Source organism: Deinococcus cellulosilyticus NBRC 106333 = KACC 11606 (assembly GCF_007990775.1).
Classification (GTDB): Bacteria; Deinococcota; Deinococci; order Deinococcales; family Deinococcaceae; genus Deinococcus_C; species Deinococcus_C cellulosilyticus.
Map to the genome: position 1 here is coordinate 14,987 of NZ_BJXB01000039.1, position 21,492 is coordinate 36,478.

Here is a 21,492-nt window from a genome sequence, read left to right on the forward strand (position 1 = left end):
TGGACCTGGCATGTACCAGGTCCTGGGCTGCTTCAAGCTGCATTCCTTTCGGACGTGATTTCCTTGATGAACAGCACCTCAAACCCGGCGCTCTCCAGAGAAACCCGCAAAGCCTTTTCACTGCTGGCGTGGGTTTCATACACGTTGCTGTAACCCCGGTACTGGCCTGTGCCCTTCACTGAAACGAGAAACTTGGGATCTTCGGTCATGCTCTTTCTCCTTGACTGAATTTGCAGGTGGGGTCCGCTCCCCCCTACAAGAATATATTAATATATATTTATATATTTTTCAAGCCACAAAAGCTGATCCAGACAACGAAAAATCATTGTTTACACCAAGTCCAAACAGACAATTTTACCCCACAAACCATATACAAATATATAAATATATACTATAATAAGGGTGTCCTCGGGGACGGGTTGATTGACAGTCAGGTGAAAGCAGCAGGTAGGGACCAAGAAAAACCCCGCTGGGGTTGCGTCCCAACGGGGTTTTGATTGTTCCTCCTCGAAAGGAGGTGAGAGCATGAAAAAACGCTCGTTCCGCACAAACAAGCGTACCACAAAGGCAGAACCCAAGACCAGCACCCTGGTCACAGTTGCAACGGTCCTCGGGATCGTTGTCAGCCTTCTGACCATTGTGAGCAAACTTGTTGAGCTGATTGCCCTGCTGACCAAGTAACCTGATTGTCACAACCCCTCCGGGGGCTCTTTACACTGCCCCTCCAGGCCGGGAAACGCCGCATGTTTCCCCGAGTCTCCAGGCCAAACGACGCATGTTCCCCTCAGCCTGACGCCCCATCTCAGACACCCATCACCCTGGGCTGAATCTCTCGAAAAAAAAGGTGCCAACATTTTTTTCGAGAGAGATGCCTGCTGCAAGCACATCTTTCCACTTCCCCTCCACCCTGGGTTGTGAAGGGGGCTGGGTCTTAATCGTTCTTTTCATGGGGCTTTGCCCCATGGAAAAACGATTCAGGCACAGGCGAAGCGTCACCCCCTTCACGACAAACCACCACCACAGGGGCCGCTTTTCCTGCAGCTCCGCTCCCCGTTCAGGGGACGCCCGGTTGCACCGGGCGAGGAGCGTCCCTGGGCCTTCCCCGGGCCTGACCCCGCAGACCTTCCGCTTTCTGCCTTTGCGCTGGCTCTGGCCCTGCAGAAACCCTGAGATCCCACCACCTTTCTGGCTCAAAGGTGGTCCCACCATTCCTGCAGCAGGCAGTGGCCCTGGCCCAACACCAGTTGCTGTCAGCACCCTGGGCGGACAGGCCCGAACGCGGCAGCGGGTTCTTTTCGGCTGGAAGGGGAAAGCAGGGCTGATCAGCGACCAGAGGAAGCTGATCGTTCAGCCCTGCGGTGCTGCAAAGCAGCATTCTCCTGGAGGCCGGGGCTTCGCCCAAATGGATCTTTTGACCTTTCTGGAAAAACCTCTCCAGATCCGCAAACAAGAAAAGCACCTCTGTCCATGCCCTGGGGTGAGGCCGGTCCTGGCTGTGCTTGACTCGGTTCAATCAAATCATTTTTGTAACGTTTCTGTGAGACTTACACTTTCCCCAAAATGTAACATCCTCTACACTAAACCCATGAAGAAACGAGCGCTGCTGGTATTGTTTATGGTATTGGGAACTGCTTTAGCCCGGCCCTGCAACATGTGTGTGGTGGTAATTCAGGAACCTTCCACCTGCACCAAAGCGTGTAAACAGTGACCTCTCAGCAAGAATCAACACCCCGGTACTTCCGGGGTGTTCTTTTCACTGGTCGTCTTGCACTTCCAGCAGCTGCTTGGCTGCTCGCCTCAATTCTTCGTCCTCTCCCACCCTGGCGTAATGCTCCAGGGCGTCCAGCACCAGCCGGGTGTTTGGAACGTCCAGAATGGCGAACAGCACGTACAGGTTGATCTGGAAAGCATCAGAATACAGGCTCAAAAGCAGTTGCTTCATCAGGGCACTGGCATGCAAATCCGGGTTGCTGAGGACAAACCGGGCAATCTGTTCATACACTCCCATCACTTGCCTCCTGCCTCCCTCCATCTTCACACAGCCAGCGCAAGATGTATGCGTCATCCCAGTCCAGCTGCACGCTATCGGTGACTTCGGCCTCTCCGGATTCATCGTCTGTCACCTCGATGCCCAGGGACCACCAGGGCAACTCTTCATTTGTGAGCTGCATTTCCTGCATCCGTGCCCTGGCCAGTGCAAGGCTGGCCTTTCCCGTGGGCTGGTCCACGTCTTCCAGAATGCCTCTGGAGGGGCACCACAGCACGTACCGGCTGCTGACCATCACCTCACCCCCCAGGCTTTTCTGGCGGGTTTACGGAACGCTGAACGCACGCTGGCCTGGAAGTGGCTGGCCGTGTAGGGTTCAACCACATTTTTGGTGTTGACCACTGGCAACGAGGCAATCCAGCGGTCAGCCACTTCCAGGGTTTCTTCCAGGGTGTATCCGGCGTCTCGCATCTGGGTGGCCAGGTAAAAGCCGCTGTCGTTGCGGCCTGCACCTTGCATGATCCTGCGGTGGGCCCAGATGAACAGCACATCCACTGGAACGTTCCTGTCGGCGGTGGTGCTGCGGGTCACTGCTGCAGGAGCCTGGGTCTGCAGGGAGGGAGCGGACAGCAAACCCAGAACTTCCCGCAAGGTCCTGGGCAACACCTCCAGGGGTTCTGGCGTGAGGGACCGGAGCAGTTGGTAAGGGCCGTCTTCGGTGCGGGTGGGGGGCAGCATGGCAAGGCCACCATCTGCACGGATGTCCAGGCCCGGGTAGTCCCTGAGTTGCTGGTGGGTTTTGGAGTTCAGGGTGGCCACTTGCCAACCGGGGTGCTGGACGTACACATGGAAGCCTCCGGACGGGGTTTTCACATGGGGACGCAGTTGCAGTTGCTCCAGCAGCAGCTGGCCGTCTGTGCCGTCGAAGTCCAGCACAATCACCCGACTGAAAGCTCCGGTCACCAGGGCGAGGCCCCGGGCATTGCATTGAACAAACCAGGTCTGGAGTTCTGCAGGGGTGGGGCGTCTGGAAGTGAAGTCACTCCAGTTGCCGCGTTTCTTTGGCTGGCCGTTTACCAGCACTTCCCGGTAGTGGCCGCTGGCGGTCAGGGCCCCGTAGTGGGGTTGTTTCTTGTAAACGCCATAAACGCCTGTGGGAATGACAGAAAATCCTTGCTGCACGTATTTGGTTGCTGCTTCGAGCATGGGGTTCATGTGGCCTCCCAGATGTCTTATTATAACATTTAAATGCTATGATGTCAAAAGGTTTTATGATGTCCAGGACCACAAAAACCCCATCTATAGTATCAAACTTTCACAGTTTAGTGTACCAAACTTTCACACTTCAATCACCTGCAAGCCTTCAGGGGTAAGGGTCAGGTGCTCCAGCACCTGCGGTGGCCCTGGCTGGCCTGTTGGCCTCTGGTAATGCACCAAACCCCGTAACATCAGGCCCTGGGCCTCCAGCATCCTGGAAAAGAGGGCTCGGTTCAGGCGCAACACGTCTTCAACCGTCCGGTGGGCATACCCGTGGTCAAAAACGAAACTGGAATACACGCAATAAAGCTTCTCAAAGCCTGCATCCCCGGTGTCTTCGGTGTGATACCTGCACACTTCCACCTCACAGGTGTAGCGGATCTGCTGCAGGGCCACGCCTGCAGGTCTTGTGGGTTCAGTTTTCATGGTGACCTCCTGGTGAATGTGCTGAGGGTGTCCCGCCCTCAGCAACACAATTATAACATTTAAATGCTAAATTCAGGTCAGAATTTCAGCTTCACGGAAAGAAAAAAGACCCCTTCGGGTCCATTCCATCATTGCATGAATCATCACCATTCAGCAGGATCGTGCTCGTACTCCACCTCAACATCTCCACCAAACACAGCTGGACCGTAACGGCGTGGAGGATCTTCCTCTGGGTCCGGCTCTGGCCCCAGGTCCTCTTCTCCGTATTCGCCTTGCTGGGCTTCAGGGTCATCCAGCACCGAATCCCAGTTCATCCGCAAGAAACCTTCCTGCAGGCCCTGGTTCAGCTCATCCATGGGTGACCTCCTCCGGGTAGATGCCGAGGTCCAGGGGCGTGATGCACAGGCAGTTGTAGGGTGCGCTGCAGCAGCAGCGCAAGACCCTGGGGGTGTCCTGAGAGGGTTCTGCAAAGGCGTATTCGTCGGTGGGTTCGGTGCCAGCAGGGATCTGCCGGGCCACTTCTGCCACGGCTGCGGCCAGCGGCTGCAAGTCAAATTCCCGCACGAGGCTTTCAGCGGTCAGCATGGCCAGCTGGGCTTCGGGCCACTCCTGGCGTTCCAGGTGGTGCCTGGCAGCCTGGATCAGCAGGTCTGTGTAAATGTGGGGCTGGTAAAAATTCGGGGTGTCCATGTTCTTCTCCTGGTGGTGGTTTCCTGGTGGATGTCCCGTCCACCAGATGTTAATATTTTAACATTTAAATGCTAGATTGTAAAACCAATTCTTCGTTTGAAACAATAAAAAAGCCCGATTTCTCGGGCTTCGTTCACTGTGTTTTCACTCAAAGAGTTCCAGGATGCGCTCTTTGGTCTTCTGGGTGAGGCGGCTCTGGCGGAAGATTTCGCGGACCATCTCCACAGTGTCCTCTGCTTTGCCTTCCAGGTGGCGCTTGAGGGCGCTGGTGAGGTCCAGACCGTACACCGGAGAACCTTTGGGGTTCAAAAAGTCACCCTGCACGTTGTGAATGGCGAAAACATGGGCCAACTCGGTGAGGTGCTGCTCAATCTGGGAGAATTTTTCTGCGGCCACTTTCTTGCCCTGGAGGTCTGCGCGGGTGAAGTTCAGCAGGCCAATCTGACCGTCTTTTTTGGCAATCTTGGCGTAGTAGTCGCGCACGTAACGCAGGCCGTCATAGAGGCTTTCTTCGTATTTGGCGAGGGTTTCTCCGAGTTCGATAAAGTTCACGATGGTTTCCATGTTTTCAGCTCCTGGTGGGGAAATTTGTCTGAGGATGTCCCGTCCTCAGACTGACTTAATTGTAGCATTTAAATGTTATATTGTCAAGCAATATTTTTTGTTCCACACGAATAAAATCTTAAAAACCACAAAACCAAAGCCCTCTCGGGGCGTTTTTTCAGCGGGGAATCCACCAAAGTTCTTTTTCGAACAAGATGACAATGAAGGTGCTGGTGCCATCTCCATTCCACTCCCGCACAACTCCATGCGTAGGCTGGGGCACTCCAATCATGCCAGGCCCCTGGCGTCGTTGTTCATCCCTGTACCAGTTTTCTGCACCATAACGGTTCCCTGGGAAGCGTTTGACCTCGGTGTACTGCTTGTTTTTGATGGCATCTTTGTATTTTTTCCCGTGAAGGGCCATCACAAATTCCACGGTTCCTGCAGGTTTATGTTTCATGGCTTCAGCTCCTGGTGAGGATTCATCAAGGGTGTCCCATCCCCCGACTGATCTAATTTTAACATTTAAATGTTATATTATCAAGTCTATATGCCGTTCTACACAATAAAAACTGCATTCGGTAGGGAATCCCAGGAGCGAGCCGGGTCCCACATGGAGGTGCGTGGGCAGTCCTGTTGTGGCGTTCCAGGTTCCGAGTATGCTCGGACAGGGTGAGTGAGGGGGTGGTCCGAGCACCACAACCCCACCAGTCCTCTCCCCCAACTGCTTCGTCCAGGGTCCCACCCTCTCGCTCGCCGTGTTTGTGGCGGGCTCGTGGTTCTGGGTTGGTGCAACAGGGCAACCCAGATCAGTGGACAAACAGCCGCAAAGCCACTCAGTGTGATTTTTCCGAATCCACAAGCCAAGACTTGTGCTAACCTGAAAGTGCTCTCGGGGACACCTTTCCCGTTGTGGAATGGTTTTCTGGCAGGACCCTGAGAATCACCCCTCCCTTCGCCCGGAGGGGTTTTCTCTTGCCACTGCAGCAGCACACCGACAACAGACTTACTGCTTCCCGAGAAGGCCGTGGAAGCCCACTGGGGGCGTTGCGGGGGTGAAACCCCTGCTTGGGGGGTAGGCTGAGCATTGTGAAGCCCTGGCCCAGCGACCAACGGAAGCTGGGTGCAGTGAAGGGCTGAACGCTTTTCGCTCAGGCGTAGGGGGGGCACCCCCCACCTTCACCTTCTGGTGTCAGGCTGGATTGATTGCAGGAACTGAAGCCTTCACAGCCTGCTCACCCCAACAATCACCAAAAAACCAGACTCTCTTCACCCCTGACAGACAATGAGGGTTCTGTTTCGCTGGTTGATGTTCTCCTGTACATTGGTGTTGGCATGAAAAAAACACTGATCTTATCCACAATGCTGTTCTTTTCCACCCTCGCCCACGCCGCACAGACCCAGAGCATCAAAACCCAGCAAGGGGGGAACCTCAAAGTCACCTTGCAGGAATGCTACCGCCAGAATGAGTTTTTTGTGGTGTGCAACTTCAACCTGCAAAACGCAGACCGTGACCACAAAACCGTGCTGCTGGGCCTCGAAGACGCAAAAGCCAAAGATGGCCAGCAGGCACTGCAGGCCGCCGCTGTCGCTGTGGGTGGAGGAAATTACAACACCTCCCCGTATGACAACCTCAACGTGATGTTGCCCGGAGGGGTGACCCAGATGGTGCAGGTGAAATTCCAGCCCGGGGATGCGGCCACCGAACTCACCCAGGTGTCCCTGTTTAATGCGGTGTTCCCGGTGACCCCCCTGACCAGTGAGCCGTTCACCTACCCGGTGGTCAATCCCAGAGGTGAACGGCTCAATTCCCTCACTGAAGGGAACCGGGAAACGGCCGTGGTGTCGTGTTACCGCCTCCCCAGCAAAGAGGTGCACTGCCTGGTGCTGAACCGCAACCTCGGGCTGAACCCACTCGAAGTGTCCAGTTATCGGGCCACCCAGCATGCCATCACCCCGGATGGTTTTGCAGTGGTGCCCTTCAACGTTGCGGTGGGGAGCCTGAGCCGGGATTTTGGGGATTACAACAGCCGAAATGTGCCTGGCAAGGCTTACCTGGCCAGCTACCTGATGTTCAACCTGCCTGAGGACGTCACGTACCTGCCTGTCCTGCAGGCTGCAGGCATTCCGTTCCGCAACATCCCCATTGATGGTGCAGAAAGTGAGCGCCTTCTGGCCTTGCAACCCGGACAGCCCTTGCTGGACACCCGCAACGACAATTACCGTGCGGTGATCTCCGCTTGCAGCTGGGACACCGCAGAAACCGAGTGGGTGAAGTGCAAGGCCACCTTCAAAAGCGCCAACCGACAGAAACATCAATTGCTTGCCACAGGTGCGTTTGCCATCACCGATGATGGGCTGACCGCCGAGTTCTCCTTTGATGAGCCGTACCAGACGCATGAGGTTCCTGCAGACGGAACCCTCGATGTGAACGTGTGGCTGAAACCAGCCAGCAAAGACATCAAGGCCATTGCGTACCTGGAGTTTGATGGTCTGGTGTTCCGCAACGTGCCTGTGAAGTAACAAACCGGACCGTGTTCCTGCAATTCCATGATGGGGTGTGGCCTTGCCTCCATATGGGATCAGACGCCCACCAGAAACAAAATTCGCAAAGAAAAAAGGGAGGGGCAAGAATCAGGTGCCCCTCCCCTTGCTCTTCAAGTTGCAGACACGTCCGTGCTGCTTTCCTCTTTGAACACACTGGGGTACAACCCGCTCAAAAACGTTCTTGCTTTGGCATCAAGCTGGTGCTGCAGGTCACTGCGTTGCTTGCGGCTGAGCCTGCCCAGATGGTTGTGTTCGTACTCGTAACGGTCCACATCCATCATGTGGTGCTGCCAGATGGGCAGCCGGGCATTGCCCTCCTGGTCCAGCAGCCTCTGCACCTCCTCAGGGCTGATGGGCTCTGAAAGGTGTTGTGGTCCAAACCGTTCCACCAACTGCTGAATTCCAGCTTCGATTTTCTGCAGACGGGTCTGCCGGGCCTTGCTGCCCCGCTCCTGGGCTCCAATGGCACCCTCCAGCAGCTCGGCAAACACTGCTGTGCTTTCTGCGTCCAGCACCCTGCTTTCCAGGTACAGTTTGACTTCCCCGTACTTCCGGTCCAACAGGTTCTCACGGCTGTCGTCATGTTCAGGCAAGAGCTTGCGAATCATGCTGGAGGTCCAGCCTCGCTCTTTCAGGTCGTGCGTGGTCAGCATGGGTTCTCTGGGCATCGCAACCTCCTCCAGGTCAATGCCGGGTGTGCGGGAAACCGCCAAAGGTGATGTTCGAGCCCCGGAAGCGGTCTCTGTACTTCTCGGTGAACATGACCACCTTGGACTGTGCAGCAACACTGGGCTTCGTGCGGAAAGCATTGTCGTAAGCCTCAGCCAGATCCGAATCCAGTTGGATGATGGGCAGGGCAGAAGCAAAGATGTCCCCCATCAGCTGGTCCAGATCCTCGCCTCTCTCATCAAAGATCTCGTACCACATCTCGCATGCAGAATTCAGTTCCACCCGGTAAAAGAAGCGCTGGGTTTCCCCGTCGTGGTGGTGCACGATGGAAAACACCGGACTCTGGAAGCTGGGGGCTGGAAGGTCATCTCCCTTTTTTTCCACCCGAATTTTCTGGCCACACTCTGGGCACACTCCCCGGTAGATGGAATACCCGCCTCCAAAGCCGGTCATGGTGAGATCCAGGGTCACATCCCTCTGGCAACCTGGGCACAGCACCTGTTTGCCGTCCTCGCCCACATGGATGGTGTCGTCCGTAAGCTCGTCTTCCAGATCGTCATCAAGGTCATCGTCCAGCCGGAGATCTTCAGGATTTTCGTTCATGCTTGCCTCCTGTGTGGCATTATGCATAAACAGTTTGATTCTGTCCAGAACGGTGAATTTCTATTTTAGTTTGCTGTAATGGGATAAATTGATAGAATCAAAGCATGCCTGAGAATCCCTACGATGACCTCTTTGGTTTCCAGCAGGCCCTGCGATACCATGCGGTGTGGCAGCACCCTCTGGACACGGCTGGAGCTTCCGGGGTGCATCACCCTCTGCCACGCTTTGTGGCGGTGGTCAAAGACGTGGCAGAGTTCCAGCGGCTGCGGCGTCGGGCCAGGGCCATCAAGAAGGACCTGGAGGAGCTGGGAAAAATCACCCGCTGGGTGCCATCTTTTTTTGCTGAACAGTGGGTGTATGCCACGGTTAGCGAAAGCCCGGCGTACACCGCAAGGCGCATCACCAGCACAGGGCAACTGCCTTTGCGCCTGGTGGCCACTGGAGACGTGAAGCAAGAATACCAGCAGTTGCAGGAGGAATGGAAGGCGATCACTCAGGCTTTTCCTTTCTTGCAAGGTGAAGTCACGCAAGTGCCTGAGGAGGAAAAGATCCTTCTCCGGCTGGATTTCAGCACCTCCATGCCCGTCACAGCACGGCAGGACACTGGAAGCCGCTACCACCTGTACGCCCGGACGGTGCAGGGGAAACCCCGCAACCATGTGCGGGTGGGGGCCGTGGTGGTGCAGGGCCTGCAGCATGGGGTCAGGGAAGCTGCTGCCAGAAAACGGCGCTCTGATGCCAAAAAAGACCTCTTCAGGTTTGGAGGGTGGGGATTTTACCCCTGAAACTGCATTTATCCCATTACAGGATAGAAAAGACAAAAATTACCCTTCCAGAAGGCATTTTCATAACGCACAAATGGGAAAAGCCCGATTGCTCGGGCTGGGAAATCAAACTCAAACGGCAATGCGGGGATTTCCCAGCCGCCAGAAATCAGCTTTCTGTTTCCACATCGGGATTCTGGGCATAGTAGGCACTCAGGGCCTCTTCCAGGATCTTCCAGGGTGGGGTGCCCTGGTTCTGGTCAAAGTAGGATTCCACATCCCGATAGAAGCGGCTCAGAACAGGGGATTTCATGCGCAGAATGGATTCAGCGCAGTCTTCCAGCACCCGGCTCATGGGCAGATCCCGCTCATCCCCCTGTTTCTTCACCAGTTTTTTGGTGCTGGGGCTGAGGTAGATGGTCTGTCGGGTTTCCGGAGAGGCGGTCACCCGGCTCCTGGGTTTGGGTCCAGGTTTGCCCCTGGACTTCTCCTGTTGAACTTTGCTCGTGCGGTTTTTGAGCACCGACTGGTTTTTGGCGAGTTTGCTGGAGGGCTGAGGGGCATTCTGGGTTTCAGATTGCCCCTCGGCATTTTCAGGCAAAGGGTCTTTTCTGGGGTTGCGAAGGGGTTTGAGGGGTTTCACTGAAGCACCTGCAGTCGGGTCAAGACCTCTTTGTGTTCTTTGAGGCGTTTGGGGGATTGCTGGAAACTGTCGCTGATCACGGCGTTGCTCGGCACAACTCCAAGCACGGGAATTTCAGCCTCTTCCAGGGCCCGGATGGCCGCCTGGGTGGTTTCGCTTTTGGCTCCGGGCACCCGGGCCAGCAACACCCCGTAAGTGCCTTCAAATCCAGATGCCTCCAGGCTGTCCAGGGTGGGCACCAGGCGGTCCAGTTCCAGGGCGTTGGCTCCAGCAACCACAATCACATGTGTGGCTTTCCTGGCCGCTTCACCCACCGCTTTGCTGCTGTTGGGCTGGGTGTCGATGATCAGGTACTGGTGGGCTTCTGCGCGGCGACGTTCGACGGGCTTGTACACCGGGAAAGCCAGTTCTGCCCCATCTGCCCACTGGATGGCGCTCGCTTCAGGGTCGGTGTCGAGCACGGCCACATCATGACCGGCTTTGGCGAGGGTCTGGGCGAGGTGCAAGGCCGTGGTGGTTTTGCCACTTCCGCCTTTGCGGGAAACAACAGCAATCACAACTTTTTCCATGACTGGCTCCTTGGGGTCCTGGTCGTGTCCGCATACCAGGGTGTGTTCAGTGAATCATGTCCAATATAGCAGCCAAATGCCATATTTAACATTATAGCATTTAAATGCTTCGACGGTTCAGAAAAATCTTGTTTGAATCGTCAAATCTTGACCATACATCACTGGTGTTTCTGTCCATCCCGCTCAAGAACTTTGATGGTGGTGTGGTAACCGTCCTGGTCTGTGCACACTTCCAGCACCAACCTTCTGGCCCCACTCTGCCGGGCCTGGTTCCACAGGCGTCCCAGATCCTCGGCGTGCATTCCACCATACGAAACCCCTGCCTGTACGGTTTGCTGGGCATGAATGGTCTGCTGGGCCATCTGTTCAGCGTCTTTCTGGCTGTGCCCACTGGCCACCAGCATTCTGATGATTTCTTCGCGCATGCTCATCTCCCTTGTGCTTCTGATATAATCCCTGTGCTCCTGGTGGAGCACGATCCCGTTGGCTGTCCCAAACTTGCTGATGGGGTCCACCCCTGAACCTCGGTTCGGGGGTGTTTTATTGGTAGAGAAACCCCTGAGGGGGCTGGTGGGGCCTGCAGCGGATCTCGGCAACCGGGGTGCTGCGGCCACCGTGACGGCCCCGTGTGTAGCGGTAGTTCACCTGTCCATGCTGCCCGTAAGTGACGGTGGGTTTGGCTAAGAGGAGGTTCACCACGGTGTAGACCTCCTCCATGGAGGCGCTGCGCTTGGAGGTTTTCTGCTGAATTTTCATGTCTCGCTCCTGGTGGGGTCCTGCAGGAGACTGTCCCGGCCTCCTGCAGGTCTGGAAGGTTCAGATCACTTTGAGGGTGTCGGCCCTGGTGCTGGCTTTGGCGCAATGGGTGCTGCAATAATCGGCTCCGCTCGACTGGTCCTGGTACACGGCATCTCCGGTGTACAGAGGAACCCCGCAGTACTGGCAAGAGGTTTCTTCGACGTTGCGGCAGATCTCCCAGCGCTCCAGTTTCACGACTTTGTTTGGCATTGCTCTGCTCCTGGTGGTGGATTTGTCAGGGAGTGTCCCGCTCCCCGACTGAGTTTATTATAGCATTTAAATGTTAAATTAGTCAATGGTTTTAGCGTGCCACAAGTCTTTTTTTCTTTTGCGGATTTCTCCAGATTGGAGAGAGGGCAAGCCCCTACTTGAGCTTGCCCTTTAATTCAACTTGCCATCAACACATCACTGCCTGGCACCAGAAAGAGCGGAAGTGTATCAATGCTGTGGATGCCGTCCAAGAAGTAACCCAGGTCCCATGCAGGGTATTTGCTGCGGTACCCTCCACCCTTGCCCTTGATGCGCTCAAAGGTCTCACTCTTGAGCTGCACCCACCCTTCATACACAGCAAAAGGGCTGCTGAGGTGCAGGGCCTGCTGGCGGCCCTCCAGAAACACCAGCAGCTGCGGCTCCCCATGCCCATTGCGGAACACCCTGGACAGCCGCCCTGTGTGGGTGAGTGCCCAGAACTGACCGGACACCACAAAGGTGTAATACTGCCCTGGCTTCAGGGCCTGAATAATTTCAGTGAGGTCCTGGGGGCAGTTCCAGGGTCGCTTCTCAAGGGTTCGGGGGCCTTGTGGGTACACCGGGGGAAACTGAACCGGATCTTTTTTGACGGTGTAGGTGGGTTCGTCGCTTGGGCCAACCCGCACCACCTCATGCACACGGGGCTTCATCTCCGGGTCTTTTTTGGCAAGTTGCTGGGCGTGCTTGAGGGTCCGGGCGTGGGCGGTGCCCAGCACGATCCCTGCTTTGTCTTTGATTTCATAAACGCAAAGCTCAAAGGTTCTGGTGCTGTTCATTTTTCTGCTCCTGGTGAAAGAATTTCCGAAAAGTGTCCCGCTCCTCGGATGATTTATTTTAGCATTTAAATGTTATATTATCAAGCACCATTGGAGGTCCAGCAAAGAAAAAACCCCTTTCGGGGTCAAAGGTTCTGGTGCTCAGCATTTGCCGAGGCTTCATTCAGCAGTTCTCCCAGGCTTTCCCAGGGGTCACGCCGCTCCAGATCCACCCCCCATTGTTCCCGCAACTCCACCAGACAGGCCGTTTCTGGATCTGAATCGTGCTCGTCGCACACTTCAACCTGGGCATACAGGTCCATCAGTCGGCCATCTGGCAGCCGAATGACCTCCACCAACCCAAAGGCATTTCGCACAACCACAGCCCCATCCGGCACACTCACGTTGTAAACCATCATCATCAGCACGTCTTTTGGCATTATTCAGCTCCTGGCAAGGGTTTTGAGGAAAGTGTCCCGCCCTCCTCATGCACATATTATAACATTTAAATGCTATAACATCAAACATTTTCACTGTCCCAAAAAGAAAAAACCCGCATCTCTGCGGATTCTTGGCTTCAAAAATCATCGGTTGCGGCTGAACACACCATGCCTGTCGGCCTTGTGCAATCCCCACCAGTAACCAGCAACCCCGGCCACCAGGGCGGACACCCACACCCCACCCGGAACAGATTGGAGCGCTCCCAGCGTTCCAGCAGACACCGCTCCAAAAAAAGCAGCGTAGAGAACCACCAGCGACCAGAAAATACAGAGTGCGGCTGCTGCGGCCATCCCATGCACAGCACCCTCATGGCTGTCCTGAAACACGTTTCCCATTTGCACCTCGTCAGCTTTTTTCAAAATCATACAACGGCTTGGCGCTGGTCCTGGCCGGGTCCACATAGCCTCGCCAGATGGTGAGTCCCTGCCCCCGAAAGGCATGGTAATACTTCCGCTCGGGCTTCCGGCACCTGCGCCTGACCACCTCAAAGGTGATGCGTTCGCAGCCTTCACAGTAACCAGTGATCTGCTGGATGACGCACTGGTGAATCCGCTCGTGCCTGTCTTCTTCCTGGCCACTGTAAAGCATCAGGGTGATGGGCTCCCCGAGCGGAATCCGGGCTCTCAGGCCATCGAGGATCGGGGTGGTTTTATAGTTGTAATCTTCGGTGATGTACCGCACGCCGTATTCAATGCTGCGCCCCAGGTCCCTCATTTCATGCTTCAGAGTGGGGCTGTCGAGTTCCAATAGGCTGTACAGCTGGCACAAATCCCGTTTCAAGTTCATCAGTTTTTGCTCTCGGGTTTCAATCACTCGGCTTCCTCCCCTGTGCAGGCCCCATATGGGGCCTGCACCCGGTTTTTTCAGTCGTCGAGACCTTCGGTGTCCTGGCCTGCGTCGCACTGCTCACAGCTGCATTCCGGGTCTCCGTCCTGGGCGTAGCCGTCCAGCTCTCCAGCAAAGGCAGCTGCGCAGTGGTGGCACAGCATGACGAGGTTTCCGCCGTCCGTGTCCGTGGTGAGGGTGTCCGAGTGGTAGTAATTGACGTTCCAGGGGGTTACAGTGCTGGGCATGGTGGGTCTCCTTTCGGGGTGGTCTGGCCCTGCAGGGCCAGACCTGAGAGGCTTTAAGCGCTTTTGAGTTGACGCTTGCCGCCGTCCGGGCGAATGGTGCTACTGCCGTACTTCTCGCGCAGTTCATCCATGGACTTGTTGCCTCTCCCTCGGGATTCCACTCCGGCAAAGAACCATTTTTCGCGGGTGAAATGCCATTTGTAACCGGCGTCTTTCAGCTCGGTTTTGTGGGTTTTGGTGGCACCACTCACCCACACCCACGCCCCGATCATTTCGAATTCGAGACCTTCCAGATGGGCCACTTTTTCAATGGCTTCCCTCAGCATTTCTTCGACCTGGGCGTGATTTTCTGGTGTGGCCCAGAATTTATCTTCGCCGTAGCTGGAAGCGTCCGCACCTGCTCCAGCGGTGAAGTGGTGGGTCCAGTGTTCATATTCGGCGTTGAGCACCTGCATGGCTTCTTTTGAGCCGCCCTTATCCGGGTGAAGAGTTTTGCAGAAGGCCCGGTACTGGTTCTTGAGGTCGGTGAGGTCTGAAACGGTCTTGAGGTAAATCATGTTCAGCTCCTGGTGGAAGATTTGTCAGAGAGTGTCCCGCTCCCTGACTGAGCTTATTATAGCATTTAGATGTTATATTCGTCAAGAGTTTTCGTCATCCCACATGCTAAAAATCCAGCTTCCGCATGCTTCCCCCCGAAACCGCAAGTCTTCCCGGCCAGACCACACCATGAGCTGGCTTCCTCGAAAAAAGGCCCCCGCATTTTTTCGAGGAAGACGCCCTGCGGCGAGCCTCAACCTTATCCCATCCCCTCAGTGCTGGGTGGTCCAGGGGCCCTGACCTTAACCGTTCTCCGGTGTCGTGACCGGAAACGGTTAGGGGCTGGGGCGAAGCGCACCCCTGGACGACGAACCTCCAAGACATGGGCTGCTCTCCCTGCACCTCCGCTCCCCGTTCAGGGGACGCCCGGTTGCACCGGGCGAGGAGCGTCCTTGGACTGTCCAGTACCTGAACACACTTGCTACAGCCTGTGCCTCTGCCACCCTCCCCCTGCCCTCCAAAGTCTCCAGTTGCCACCACTACGCAAGGGGGGGTCGATGGAGCGTTGTGAGGGCCCGGCCCAGCGACCCCCGGAGCTGGGTGCTTTTCAGGGCCAGAACGCTTGTAGCTCCATCGTAGGGGGGTGCTCCCCCTTCCTAAAATCCAAGAGTGTTTGATTGAAAAAGTTGTTTAGAATACACGCATGGGATCAACATTTTTTGACGTTCTGATCAACTTTGCCCGGCAAGTCAGCACCAACTTTGCCTCCAAGGTCAAGGCCCAACCTGAGGATCAATTGAAGCGTCCTGTTCAGGATTTAATCGAACAGTGCGGAGTTTTCCAGAAACAAGACATCCTGTCCAAAACAGAAGCACAGGTGGAAGCCCTGGGAGGAAGACCTGACCTGGCTGTTGCTGTCAAATCTCTCCTCACCGGATATATCGAATTGAAAGCCCCTGAAGTCAGTATCGATCCCAAAAAATTTGACAAACGCAATAAAGAGCAATTTGAGAAGTTCAAATCCTTACCCAACCTGATTTACACCAACGGACACGAATGGGCACTTTACCGCTCTGGAGAGCGCATCAAGCAAGTGAAGTTCAGTGAAAACACTGCAATGAAAGGTGAGCAGGCCTTCACATCCTCACAAGCAGATGCCCTCGAAGACCTCTTCCGTGATTTTTTGTTCTGGAAACCTATAACACCTACCAGTCCAAAAGCCCTGGCCAAGTTCCTGGCTCCGTTATGTCGTTTGGTTCGTGAAGATGTCAATGGAGCCTTGAAGGTTGAAGATAGCCCCATCTCTGCCGTTTACAAAGATTGGAAGAAAACCCTTTTTCCAGATGCAGATGAAGCAAAATTTGCAGATGCTTACGCACAAACCCTCACTTATGCCCTTCTGCTTGCCAAGATCAGCGGTTTTGACGTAAGCAGACCGGAGATCGCGGCCAAAGAGCTTGACAAAAAACACGGCCTCCTCGGTTCTGCCCTTCAGCTGCTGGGAGACAGTGAGGTCAGAGAGAACGTGGGATTGAGTCTTGAAGTCCTGATCCGCTGCATCAATGCCCTGGACATCGAAAAATTGCAAAACAGGTTCAAGCACCAGTGGGCCTACTCCCATGACCCAAACCACGCCGTGGATGCTAATGCTTTTCAGAAGAAAGAAGATCCCTGGCTGTACTTCTACGAGGATTTTCTGGCAGAATACGATCCCAAATTGAGAGCCAATTATGGGGTGTATTACACTCCAACTCCGGTGATTCTGGCCCAAATTCGCTTGACAGATCGCCTACTCAAAGACAAATTCAAAAAGGATATGGGCTTTGCGTCTAAAGATGTCGTGGTACTGGACCCAGCCGCTGGCACCGGAGCGTTTCCCCTCGCCATCATGCAGCATGCTCTTGCACAGATAGAAGACGAATACGGAAAAGGTGAACGGGCCACTTATGCATCCCAGCTGGCCAACAACATCCACGGATTTGAATACTTGGTGGGTCCTTACGCAGTGGGCCACTTGCGCCTGACCCAGAAAATCTTGGAGGAGGAAGGGAAACTGCCCAAAGATGGCCTGCACTTTTATCTAGCTGACACCCTGGAGAACCCTAATTCTCTGCCTCTGGAGAATGTCGGATTCATGTATCGAAAATTGACTGAGGAACACCGGCGGGTCAACAAAATCAAGAAAGACACCCGTGTACTGGTCTGTGTGGGAAACCCGCCATATGACCGTCAAGAACGATCTGAAGATGACATTGCCAAAGGCACCGACCTACATGGAGGATGGGTGCGATTTGGAGAACAGCGCAACAAAAACAATGACACAGAAGGCATCCTAAAGGATTTTGTTGAACTTGCCAAGGCCAGCAAAAAAGGCAAACACGTCCGCAACCTGTACAACGACTACGTTTATTTCTGGAGATGGGCGTTGTGGAAGGTGTTTGAGCAAACCCAAGAGCAGGGTATTGTCAGTTTCATCACCGCAGCCAGCTACATGCGTGGTCCAGGGTTCTCTGGCATGCGTGAGCACATGCGCAGAACCCTGGATGAACTTTGGATCATTGACCTGGAAGGGGATGGCATTGGGGCCAGAAAAACAGAGAATGTTTTTGCAATCCGTACCCCTGTGGCCATCGCCATTGGAGTGCGATACGGCAAACCCAACCCCAATGAACCTGCACTTGTTCGGTATACTCGCCTCACTGGAACCCGAGAGGAAAAACTGACTCGCCTGGCAGGAATTTATACTTTTGAAGACTTGGATTGGAAATCTTGCTTTACAGACTGGCAGGCTCCTTTTGTACCTGAAGGGGAAGGGGATTACTTCAGCTATCCTGAACTCACCTCAATTTTTCCCTGGCAACATGCTGGCATCAAGCTGCACCGGACATTTCCCATAGCTCCTGATCCACAGACACTGCAGCTGCGCCTCCAGTCTTTCATTGCATCTCCTGAAAAGTCTAAAATTTTCAAAGAGACCAGAGATCGCAAAGTGGCCCTCAAATACCCAGATTTCAAAGGCAAAAAACAGAAACCTCTACAGGATTTAAAGGACCTGACAGAAGTGCCCATTGTGAGATACGGCTACAGAACCTTTGATCGACTCTGGATCATGGCTGATACCCGCTTTGGAGACTTATTCCGAGCAGCCTTATGGAACACTCAAAGCCAACAACAAGTGTTTCTCACCAGTTCTTTGTCAGAAATCCTGGGCACTGGTCCTGCAGCATCAGTCACTGCATTAGCTCCAGACATCCATCATTTCTCTGGTCGTGGAGCAAAAGACATTGTTCCTTTATGGCGTAATACAGCGGCCACGGAACCCAACATCACCCAGGGAGTTCTGAAAACACTTGAGGAAGAATTCAAGCACCCTGTCACTCCCGAAGACCTGTTTGCTTATGTGTACGGCATCCTGGCCACCCCTGAATATGTGGAGCAGTTCTCTGAGGAATTGACCATCCCTGGGCCTCGCATCCCCATCACCAAGGATTTTGAGTTGTTCAGGAAGGTGGTCTCCATTGGACGCACCTTGATTGGTTGGCACACATACGGCGAGCGTTTTGGAGGCACCAAAGCCAAAGGTAAAGCGCGGGTTCAAAAGGCCATTTCCAGTGAGCCAGACGGATACCCTGAAAAATTCTCTTACGATGCTTCCACCCAGACACTTACTGTTGGAGAAGGGGAAATCCATCCTGTATCCAGTGAAATTTTCAATTTTTCAGTTTCGGGATTGGAAGTGGTGAAATCCTGGCTAAGTTACCGGATGAAAGAGCGTTCAGGAAAAAAGTCCAGCCCACTGGATGAAATCACATCTGAAGTTTGGACACAAGAAATGACGCTAGAGTTGCTGGAGCTCTTGTGGTTACTTGAGAAAACCATTGAGCAATACCCAAACATGAACCAATTGTTAAAACAGATAATTGCCACAGACAACTTTGATGCTACAGAGTTTCCAGAACCCACGGATGCAGAAAAAGCACCTCCTAGTGAAGACAGGGACAGCAACACACCCCTGTTTTAATCCATAACACTGCTGTCCAGCACGTTAAGGCATATCACAATAAACCCTGGTCGGAATTTTGACCAGGGCACAATTTTGATCGCACACTTATATGATTCCAGTCAGGGTGATGGTGGACTGATCCTTTATCATCCCAGAAGGGACCCACCGGGTAGATCGTATCGCACACGGCTCAAAAAGATCGTCGAGGAGTTCAGGTCGCCCGGTGTTCCCCTTCCAGACTTCAGCCCGAACAGTTACCCGAAACGACTTCGCATCGTAAGTGGGGGCGACGCTGGAAGTGTCCCATGGAGGGTTCCCATGACCGAAACCTGTTATGTCGGCATCGACGTCTCCAAGCGCCTCCTGGATGTGGCCATCCGGCCCTCTGGAGAAATCTTTCAGGCCCCCAACACCCCAGAAGGCATCCAAACCATCCTGCAGAAACTGCAAGACCATCCTCAGCAACTTGTGGTACTCGAAGCCACAGGCGGCCTGGAAATGCCCTTGCTGATCGCCCTGCTGGATCACCAGATTCCAGCAGTCCAGGTGAACCCCAGACAGGTTAAAGACTTCAGTCGAGCTTATGGTCGCAAAGCCAAAACGGACGTTCTGGATGCCATGCTGCTTGCCCTTTTTGCTGAAGCCATGAAACCTGAAGTGAGGCCTCTGCCAGATGCCACCACCCGTCAGCTCAATGATCTGGTGGTGAGGCGCAGACAGGTGAGTGAAATGATGGTTCAGGAAAACAATCGGGCCAAGATTTCCCACAACCCGAGGATCAAAACCCACATTCACGAGGTCCTGAGATTCCTCAAAGAACAGTTGCATCTTCTGGAAGAAGAATTGGCAGACCTGTTGGAACAAACCCCTATCTGGAAGGCCAAACGAGAAATGCTGCTCTCCATGCCTGGAATTGGTAAAGTCACGGCCTGGACCCTCCTCACCTCACTGCCTGAGTTGGGCACCCTCTTGGTCTGACCCCGGGAAAATGGACCAGTTGCATGTAGAGCATTCGGCCTGGAAAGGGCAGAATGAACCATGGCGAAACGCAAGTTGACCGACGAACAAATCGTAGACCTCCTCAAAGAAGGCGAAAAGGGCGAGCTGAGCACCGCAGAGCTGTGCCGCAAGTACAACATCAGCGAAGCCACCTATTACAACCTGAAAGCCAAGTACCAGGGCACCAATACTGCCGAACTCAAGCGCTTAAAGCAGCTGGAACAGGAAAATGCCCGCTTACTGAAACTCGTTGGCCAGCTGACCTTGGAGAACTCAGCGATCAAAGAGGTGCTGAAAAAAAAGTGGTGACCGTAACCGACCAGCGCAAAGCCGCACAGCTGCTGGTTGCAGAAGGGCTCAGTGAAAGGCGCTCAGCCCGGTTGCTGAACCTGCATCGCTCGATGCTGCGCTACCAGAGCCGCAGGGTCAGAGACGAGGTGCTGGAGAAGCGTCTGAGGGAACTGTCTGAGCTTTACCCGGTCTATGGCTACCGGAGAATGCACCAGGTGCTGCTACGCGAAGGGATGGTGATCAACAAGAAGAAAGTCCAGCGTGTCTGGAGGGAGTTAGGTTTTCTGCGCTCTCAGAAGGTCTCCCCACGCAAAATCCGCACTGGGTCGACTTTACCTGAGGCTGCCACACGGCCCAATGAGGTGTGGTCTTACGACTTCATCTTTGATCGTACGGTGCGAGGTGAAACCCTGAAATTCCTGGTCCTCATTGATGAGTTTACCCGCGAATGCCTCTCCCTGACGGTGAAAGCTAGCTTCAGATCCATTGATGTGCAGGAGGTCCTCAGGTCGGTGATCCAGACCCGTGGCGCTTCTGACTTCCTGAGATCGGACAATGGCAGCGAGTTCATTGCGTCTGAGTTGAGGATTTTCCTCGGCCTGCTGGGCGTAGGGACCAGATACATTGAGCCTGGGAAACCCTGGCAGAATGGCAAAACGGAAAGTTTTAATGCCAGATTCCGGGAGGAGTGCTTGAACCGGGAAGTGTTCCACACGGTGTGGGAGGCTTCGGTGGTCACAGGCCGCTTTCGGGACCACTACAACCAGGTCAGGCTGCATTCCGGTCTGGGCTACCTGCCACCGACTGAATTCAGAGCGAAGTGGGATGCATCAAGGGTGGAAATTTCGTAATCTCAGAACAGGGCCTTTGCTCTACATCCAACTGGACCAGACTTCGGGTGCCTCCCACTCTCCGGGAAGGAAATCAGTGCCCTGGCTGGAGTGGCTCCATTTAACCGGGACAGTGGCCTCATGAAAGGACAGCGGAGGATCTGGGGTGGACGAGCGGATGTGAGGAAAGTGCTCTACATGGCGGCACTTTCAGCCACGCGCCACAACCAGGTGATTCAGGCGTTTTACCTGCGCTTGGTGCAGAAAGGCAAATCCCATAAACTTGCGCTGGTGGCCTGCATGCGCAAAATGCTGGTGATGGCCAACGCTATGTTGAAAAACGGACAACCCTGGAACAGCCGTATGCTGGTAGAGACATAAGCATCCAGGAGCAGAAAGACAAAATCCCCCAGCGATTGTGCCAGGGGAAGGATATTGACTCGCACACTCCTACGAAGTCCTCATGAGTCTAGAGCCAATGAGGTTGTTGTTGGGTTGTCATAGCTTTTTATAGAGTAAATACTCTACAAGAGAGAAATTTTCTTGAATATACAAATGACCACGGCAACCGAGTGGTATAAGAAATCACACCATTAGAAAGGGTTACCCTCTTCAGAAATTCCACCTGACAAAGCTACAGGAGCATTACACCCTCACTAGGAATAAAACTATTCCTTTCAGCTGAAAGCTAAGCTATCCTCGCAAGATAAATCAAGCCGCACCACCAAAACATTTTCAACAAGTTATCGTCGATTTGC

The 21,492-nt window shown here is 54.2% G+C and carries 30 protein-coding genes; 8 read left to right on the forward strand and 22 right to left on the reverse strand.

Going from position 1 to position 21,492, the window contains the following annotated elements; all coding sequences use genetic code 11:
- Positions 1 to 32: 32 nt before the first annotated feature.
- A complete protein-coding gene (locus DC3_RS29395; protein WP_186816271.1) occupies positions 33 to 209 on the reverse strand; it encodes a hypothetical protein in 177 nt (58 codons plus the stop codon).
- A gap of 316 nt (positions 210 to 525) precedes the next feature.
- On the opposite strand from DC3_RS29395, the gene DC3_RS29400 reads away from it, so the two are divergent.
- Entirely contained in the window at positions 526 to 681 is a 156-nt protein-coding gene (locus DC3_RS29400; protein ID WP_186816272.1) for a hypothetical protein, read from the forward strand.
- A 1,072-nt stretch (positions 682 to 1,753) separates the two neighbouring features.
- Here DC3_RS29400 and DC3_RS25855 read toward each other — a convergent pair.
- The 8 genes from DC3_RS25855 to DC3_RS25890 all read right to left on the reverse strand — a co-directional run bounded on the left by DC3_RS25855 (position 1,754) and on the right by DC3_RS25890 (position 5,363).
- Complete coding sequence (locus tag DC3_RS25855; protein ID WP_146890547.1) at positions 1,754 to 2,008, reverse strand: hypothetical protein; 255 nt, start codon at positions 2,006 to 2,008, stop codon at positions 1,754 to 1,756.
- Complete coding sequence (locus tag DC3_RS25860) at positions 1,995 to 2,285, reverse strand: hypothetical protein (protein WP_146890550.1); 291 nt, start codon at positions 2,283 to 2,285, stop codon at positions 1,995 to 1,997. Before DC3_RS25860 ends, DC3_RS25855 begins: the two co-directional genes overlap by 14 nt.
- Positions 2,282 to 3,202: a bifunctional DNA primase/polymerase gene (locus DC3_RS25865; protein ID WP_146890553.1), complete on the reverse strand. Its 921-nt coding sequence runs from the start codon at positions 3,200 to 3,202 to the stop codon at positions 2,282 to 2,284. Before DC3_RS25865 ends, DC3_RS25860 begins: the two co-directional genes overlap by 4 nt.
- A gap of 123 nt (positions 3,203 to 3,325) precedes the next feature.
- Positions 3,326 to 3,670 (reverse strand): hypothetical protein, encoded by a 345-nt coding sequence (locus DC3_RS25870; protein ID WP_146890556.1) that lies wholly within the window; start codon positions 3,668 to 3,670, stop codon positions 3,326 to 3,328.
- Positions 3,671 to 3,813: 143 nt separating this feature from the next.
- Positions 3,814 to 4,026 carry a hypothetical protein gene (locus DC3_RS25875; RefSeq protein WP_146890559.1) on the reverse strand — a complete coding sequence of 71 codons (213 nt, stop codon included), beginning with the start codon at positions 4,024 to 4,026 and terminating at the stop codon, positions 3,814 to 3,816.
- Entirely contained in the window at positions 4,019 to 4,360 is a 342-nt protein-coding gene (locus tag DC3_RS25880) for a hypothetical protein (RefSeq protein WP_146890561.1), read from the reverse strand. Before DC3_RS25880 ends, DC3_RS25875 begins: the two co-directional genes overlap by 8 nt.
- Positions 4,361 to 4,504: 144 nt before the next feature.
- Positions 4,505 to 4,924, reverse strand: a complete 420-nt coding sequence (locus DC3_RS25885; protein ID WP_146890564.1) for a hypothetical protein — start codon at positions 4,922 to 4,924, stop codon at positions 4,505 to 4,507.
- A gap of 157 nt (positions 4,925 to 5,081) precedes the next feature.
- Positions 5,082 to 5,363, reverse strand: coding sequence for a hypothetical protein (locus DC3_RS25890; protein WP_146890567.1), 282 nt, complete (start codon positions 5,361 to 5,363; stop codon positions 5,082 to 5,084).
- A gap of 875 nt (positions 5,364 to 6,238) precedes the next feature.
- Between DC3_RS25890 and DC3_RS25895 the strand changes: the two genes are divergently transcribed.
- Positions 6,239 to 7,426 (forward strand): hypothetical protein, encoded by a 1,188-nt coding sequence (locus DC3_RS25895; protein ID WP_146890570.1) that lies wholly within the window; start codon positions 6,239 to 6,241, stop codon positions 7,424 to 7,426.
- A 134-nt stretch (positions 7,427 to 7,560) separates the two neighbouring features.
- On the opposite strand, the gene DC3_RS25900 is transcribed toward DC3_RS25895, so the two are convergent.
- On the reverse strand, positions 7,561 to 8,118 hold the full coding sequence (locus tag DC3_RS25900) for a hypothetical protein (protein WP_146890573.1): 558 nt from the start codon (positions 8,116 to 8,118) through the stop codon (positions 7,561 to 7,563).
- 16 nt (positions 8,119 to 8,134) lie between these two features.
- Positions 8,135 to 8,722 carry a hypothetical protein gene (locus DC3_RS25905; RefSeq protein WP_146890576.1) on the reverse strand — a complete coding sequence of 196 codons (588 nt, stop codon included), beginning with the start codon at positions 8,720 to 8,722 and terminating at the stop codon, positions 8,135 to 8,137.
- A 104-nt stretch (positions 8,723 to 8,826) separates the two neighbouring features.
- On the opposite strand from DC3_RS25905, the gene DC3_RS25910 reads away from it, so the two are divergent.
- Complete coding sequence (locus DC3_RS25910) at positions 8,827 to 9,507, forward strand: hypothetical protein (RefSeq protein ID WP_146890578.1); 681 nt, start codon at positions 8,827 to 8,829, stop codon at positions 9,505 to 9,507.
- A gap of 148 nt (positions 9,508 to 9,655) precedes the next feature.
- On the opposite strand, the gene DC3_RS25915 is transcribed toward DC3_RS25910, so the two are convergent.
- From DC3_RS25915 to DC3_RS25965, 11 genes are all read right to left on the reverse strand, one after another.
- On the reverse strand, positions 9,656 to 10,129 hold the full coding sequence (locus DC3_RS25915) for a hypothetical protein (RefSeq protein ID WP_146890581.1): 474 nt from the start codon (positions 10,127 to 10,129) through the stop codon (positions 9,656 to 9,658).
- Positions 10,126 to 10,698: a ParA family protein gene (locus tag DC3_RS25920; RefSeq protein ID WP_146890584.1), complete on the reverse strand. Its 573-nt coding sequence runs from the start codon at positions 10,696 to 10,698 to the stop codon at positions 10,126 to 10,128. Before DC3_RS25920 ends, DC3_RS25915 begins: the two co-directional genes overlap by 4 nt.
- Positions 10,699 to 10,856: 158 nt before the next feature.
- Complete coding sequence (locus DC3_RS25925) at positions 10,857 to 11,123, reverse strand: hypothetical protein (RefSeq protein ID WP_146890587.1); 267 nt, start codon at positions 11,121 to 11,123, stop codon at positions 10,857 to 10,859.
- A gap of 115 nt (positions 11,124 to 11,238) precedes the next feature.
- Positions 11,239 to 11,454, reverse strand: coding sequence for a hypothetical protein (locus tag DC3_RS25930; protein ID WP_146890590.1), 216 nt, complete (start codon positions 11,452 to 11,454; stop codon positions 11,239 to 11,241).
- Between the two features lie 60 nt (positions 11,455 to 11,514).
- Positions 11,515 to 11,706, reverse strand: coding sequence for a hypothetical protein (locus DC3_RS25935; protein WP_146890594.1), 192 nt, complete (start codon positions 11,704 to 11,706; stop codon positions 11,515 to 11,517).
- A gap of 176 nt (positions 11,707 to 11,882) precedes the next feature.
- Positions 11,883 to 12,521 (reverse strand): hypothetical protein, encoded by a 639-nt coding sequence (locus tag DC3_RS25940; protein WP_146890597.1) that lies wholly within the window; start codon positions 12,519 to 12,521, stop codon positions 11,883 to 11,885.
- 125 nt (positions 12,522 to 12,646) lie between these two features.
- Positions 12,647 to 12,940, reverse strand: coding sequence for a hypothetical protein (locus DC3_RS25945; RefSeq protein ID WP_146890600.1), 294 nt, complete (start codon positions 12,938 to 12,940; stop codon positions 12,647 to 12,649).
- Between the two features lie 144 nt (positions 12,941 to 13,084).
- A complete protein-coding gene (locus tag DC3_RS25950; protein ID WP_146890603.1) occupies positions 13,085 to 13,336 on the reverse strand; it encodes a hypothetical protein in 252 nt (83 codons plus the stop codon).
- Positions 13,337 to 13,346: 10 nt separating this feature from the next.
- Positions 13,347 to 13,814, reverse strand: a complete 468-nt coding sequence (locus DC3_RS25955) for a hypothetical protein (protein WP_146890605.1) — start codon at positions 13,812 to 13,814, stop codon at positions 13,347 to 13,349.
- 50 nt (positions 13,815 to 13,864) lie between these two features.
- Entirely contained in the window at positions 13,865 to 14,074 is a 210-nt protein-coding gene (locus DC3_RS25960) for a hypothetical protein (RefSeq protein ID WP_146890608.1), read from the reverse strand.
- Between the two features lie 53 nt (positions 14,075 to 14,127).
- Positions 14,128 to 14,631: a molecular chaperone DnaJ gene (locus DC3_RS25965; RefSeq protein ID WP_146890611.1), complete on the reverse strand. Its 504-nt coding sequence runs from the start codon at positions 14,629 to 14,631 to the stop codon at positions 14,128 to 14,130.
- A gap of 683 nt (positions 14,632 to 15,314) precedes the next feature.
- On the opposite strand from DC3_RS25965, the gene DC3_RS25970 reads away from it, so the two are divergent.
- The 5 genes from DC3_RS25970 to DC3_RS25990 all read left to right on the forward strand — a co-directional run bounded on the left by DC3_RS25970 (position 15,315) and on the right by DC3_RS25990 (position 21,115).
- Complete coding sequence (locus DC3_RS25970; protein ID WP_146890614.1) at positions 15,315 to 18,632, forward strand: type ISP restriction/modification enzyme; 3,318 nt, start codon at positions 15,315 to 15,317, stop codon at positions 18,630 to 18,632.
- A 300-nt stretch (positions 18,633 to 18,932) separates the two neighbouring features.
- A complete protein-coding gene (locus DC3_RS25975; protein ID WP_146890618.1) occupies positions 18,933 to 19,592 on the forward strand; it encodes an IS110 family transposase in 660 nt (219 codons plus the stop codon).
- Positions 19,593 to 19,652: 60 nt separating this feature from the next.
- Positions 19,653 to 19,922 carry a transposase gene (locus tag DC3_RS25980; RefSeq protein WP_146890621.1) on the forward strand — a complete coding sequence of 90 codons (270 nt, stop codon included), beginning with the start codon at positions 19,653 to 19,655 and terminating at the stop codon, positions 19,920 to 19,922.
- Entirely contained in the window at positions 19,919 to 20,755 is an 837-nt protein-coding gene (locus tag DC3_RS25985) for an IS3 family transposase (protein WP_246130818.1), read from the forward strand. Before DC3_RS25980 ends, DC3_RS25985 begins: the two co-directional genes overlap by 4 nt.
- A 72-nt stretch (positions 20,756 to 20,827) precedes the next feature.
- Positions 20,828 to 21,115 (forward strand): transposase, encoded by a 288-nt coding sequence (locus DC3_RS25990; protein WP_146890628.1) that lies wholly within the window; start codon positions 20,828 to 20,830, stop codon positions 21,113 to 21,115.
- The last annotated feature ends 377 nt before the right edge of the window (positions 21,116 to 21,492 follow it).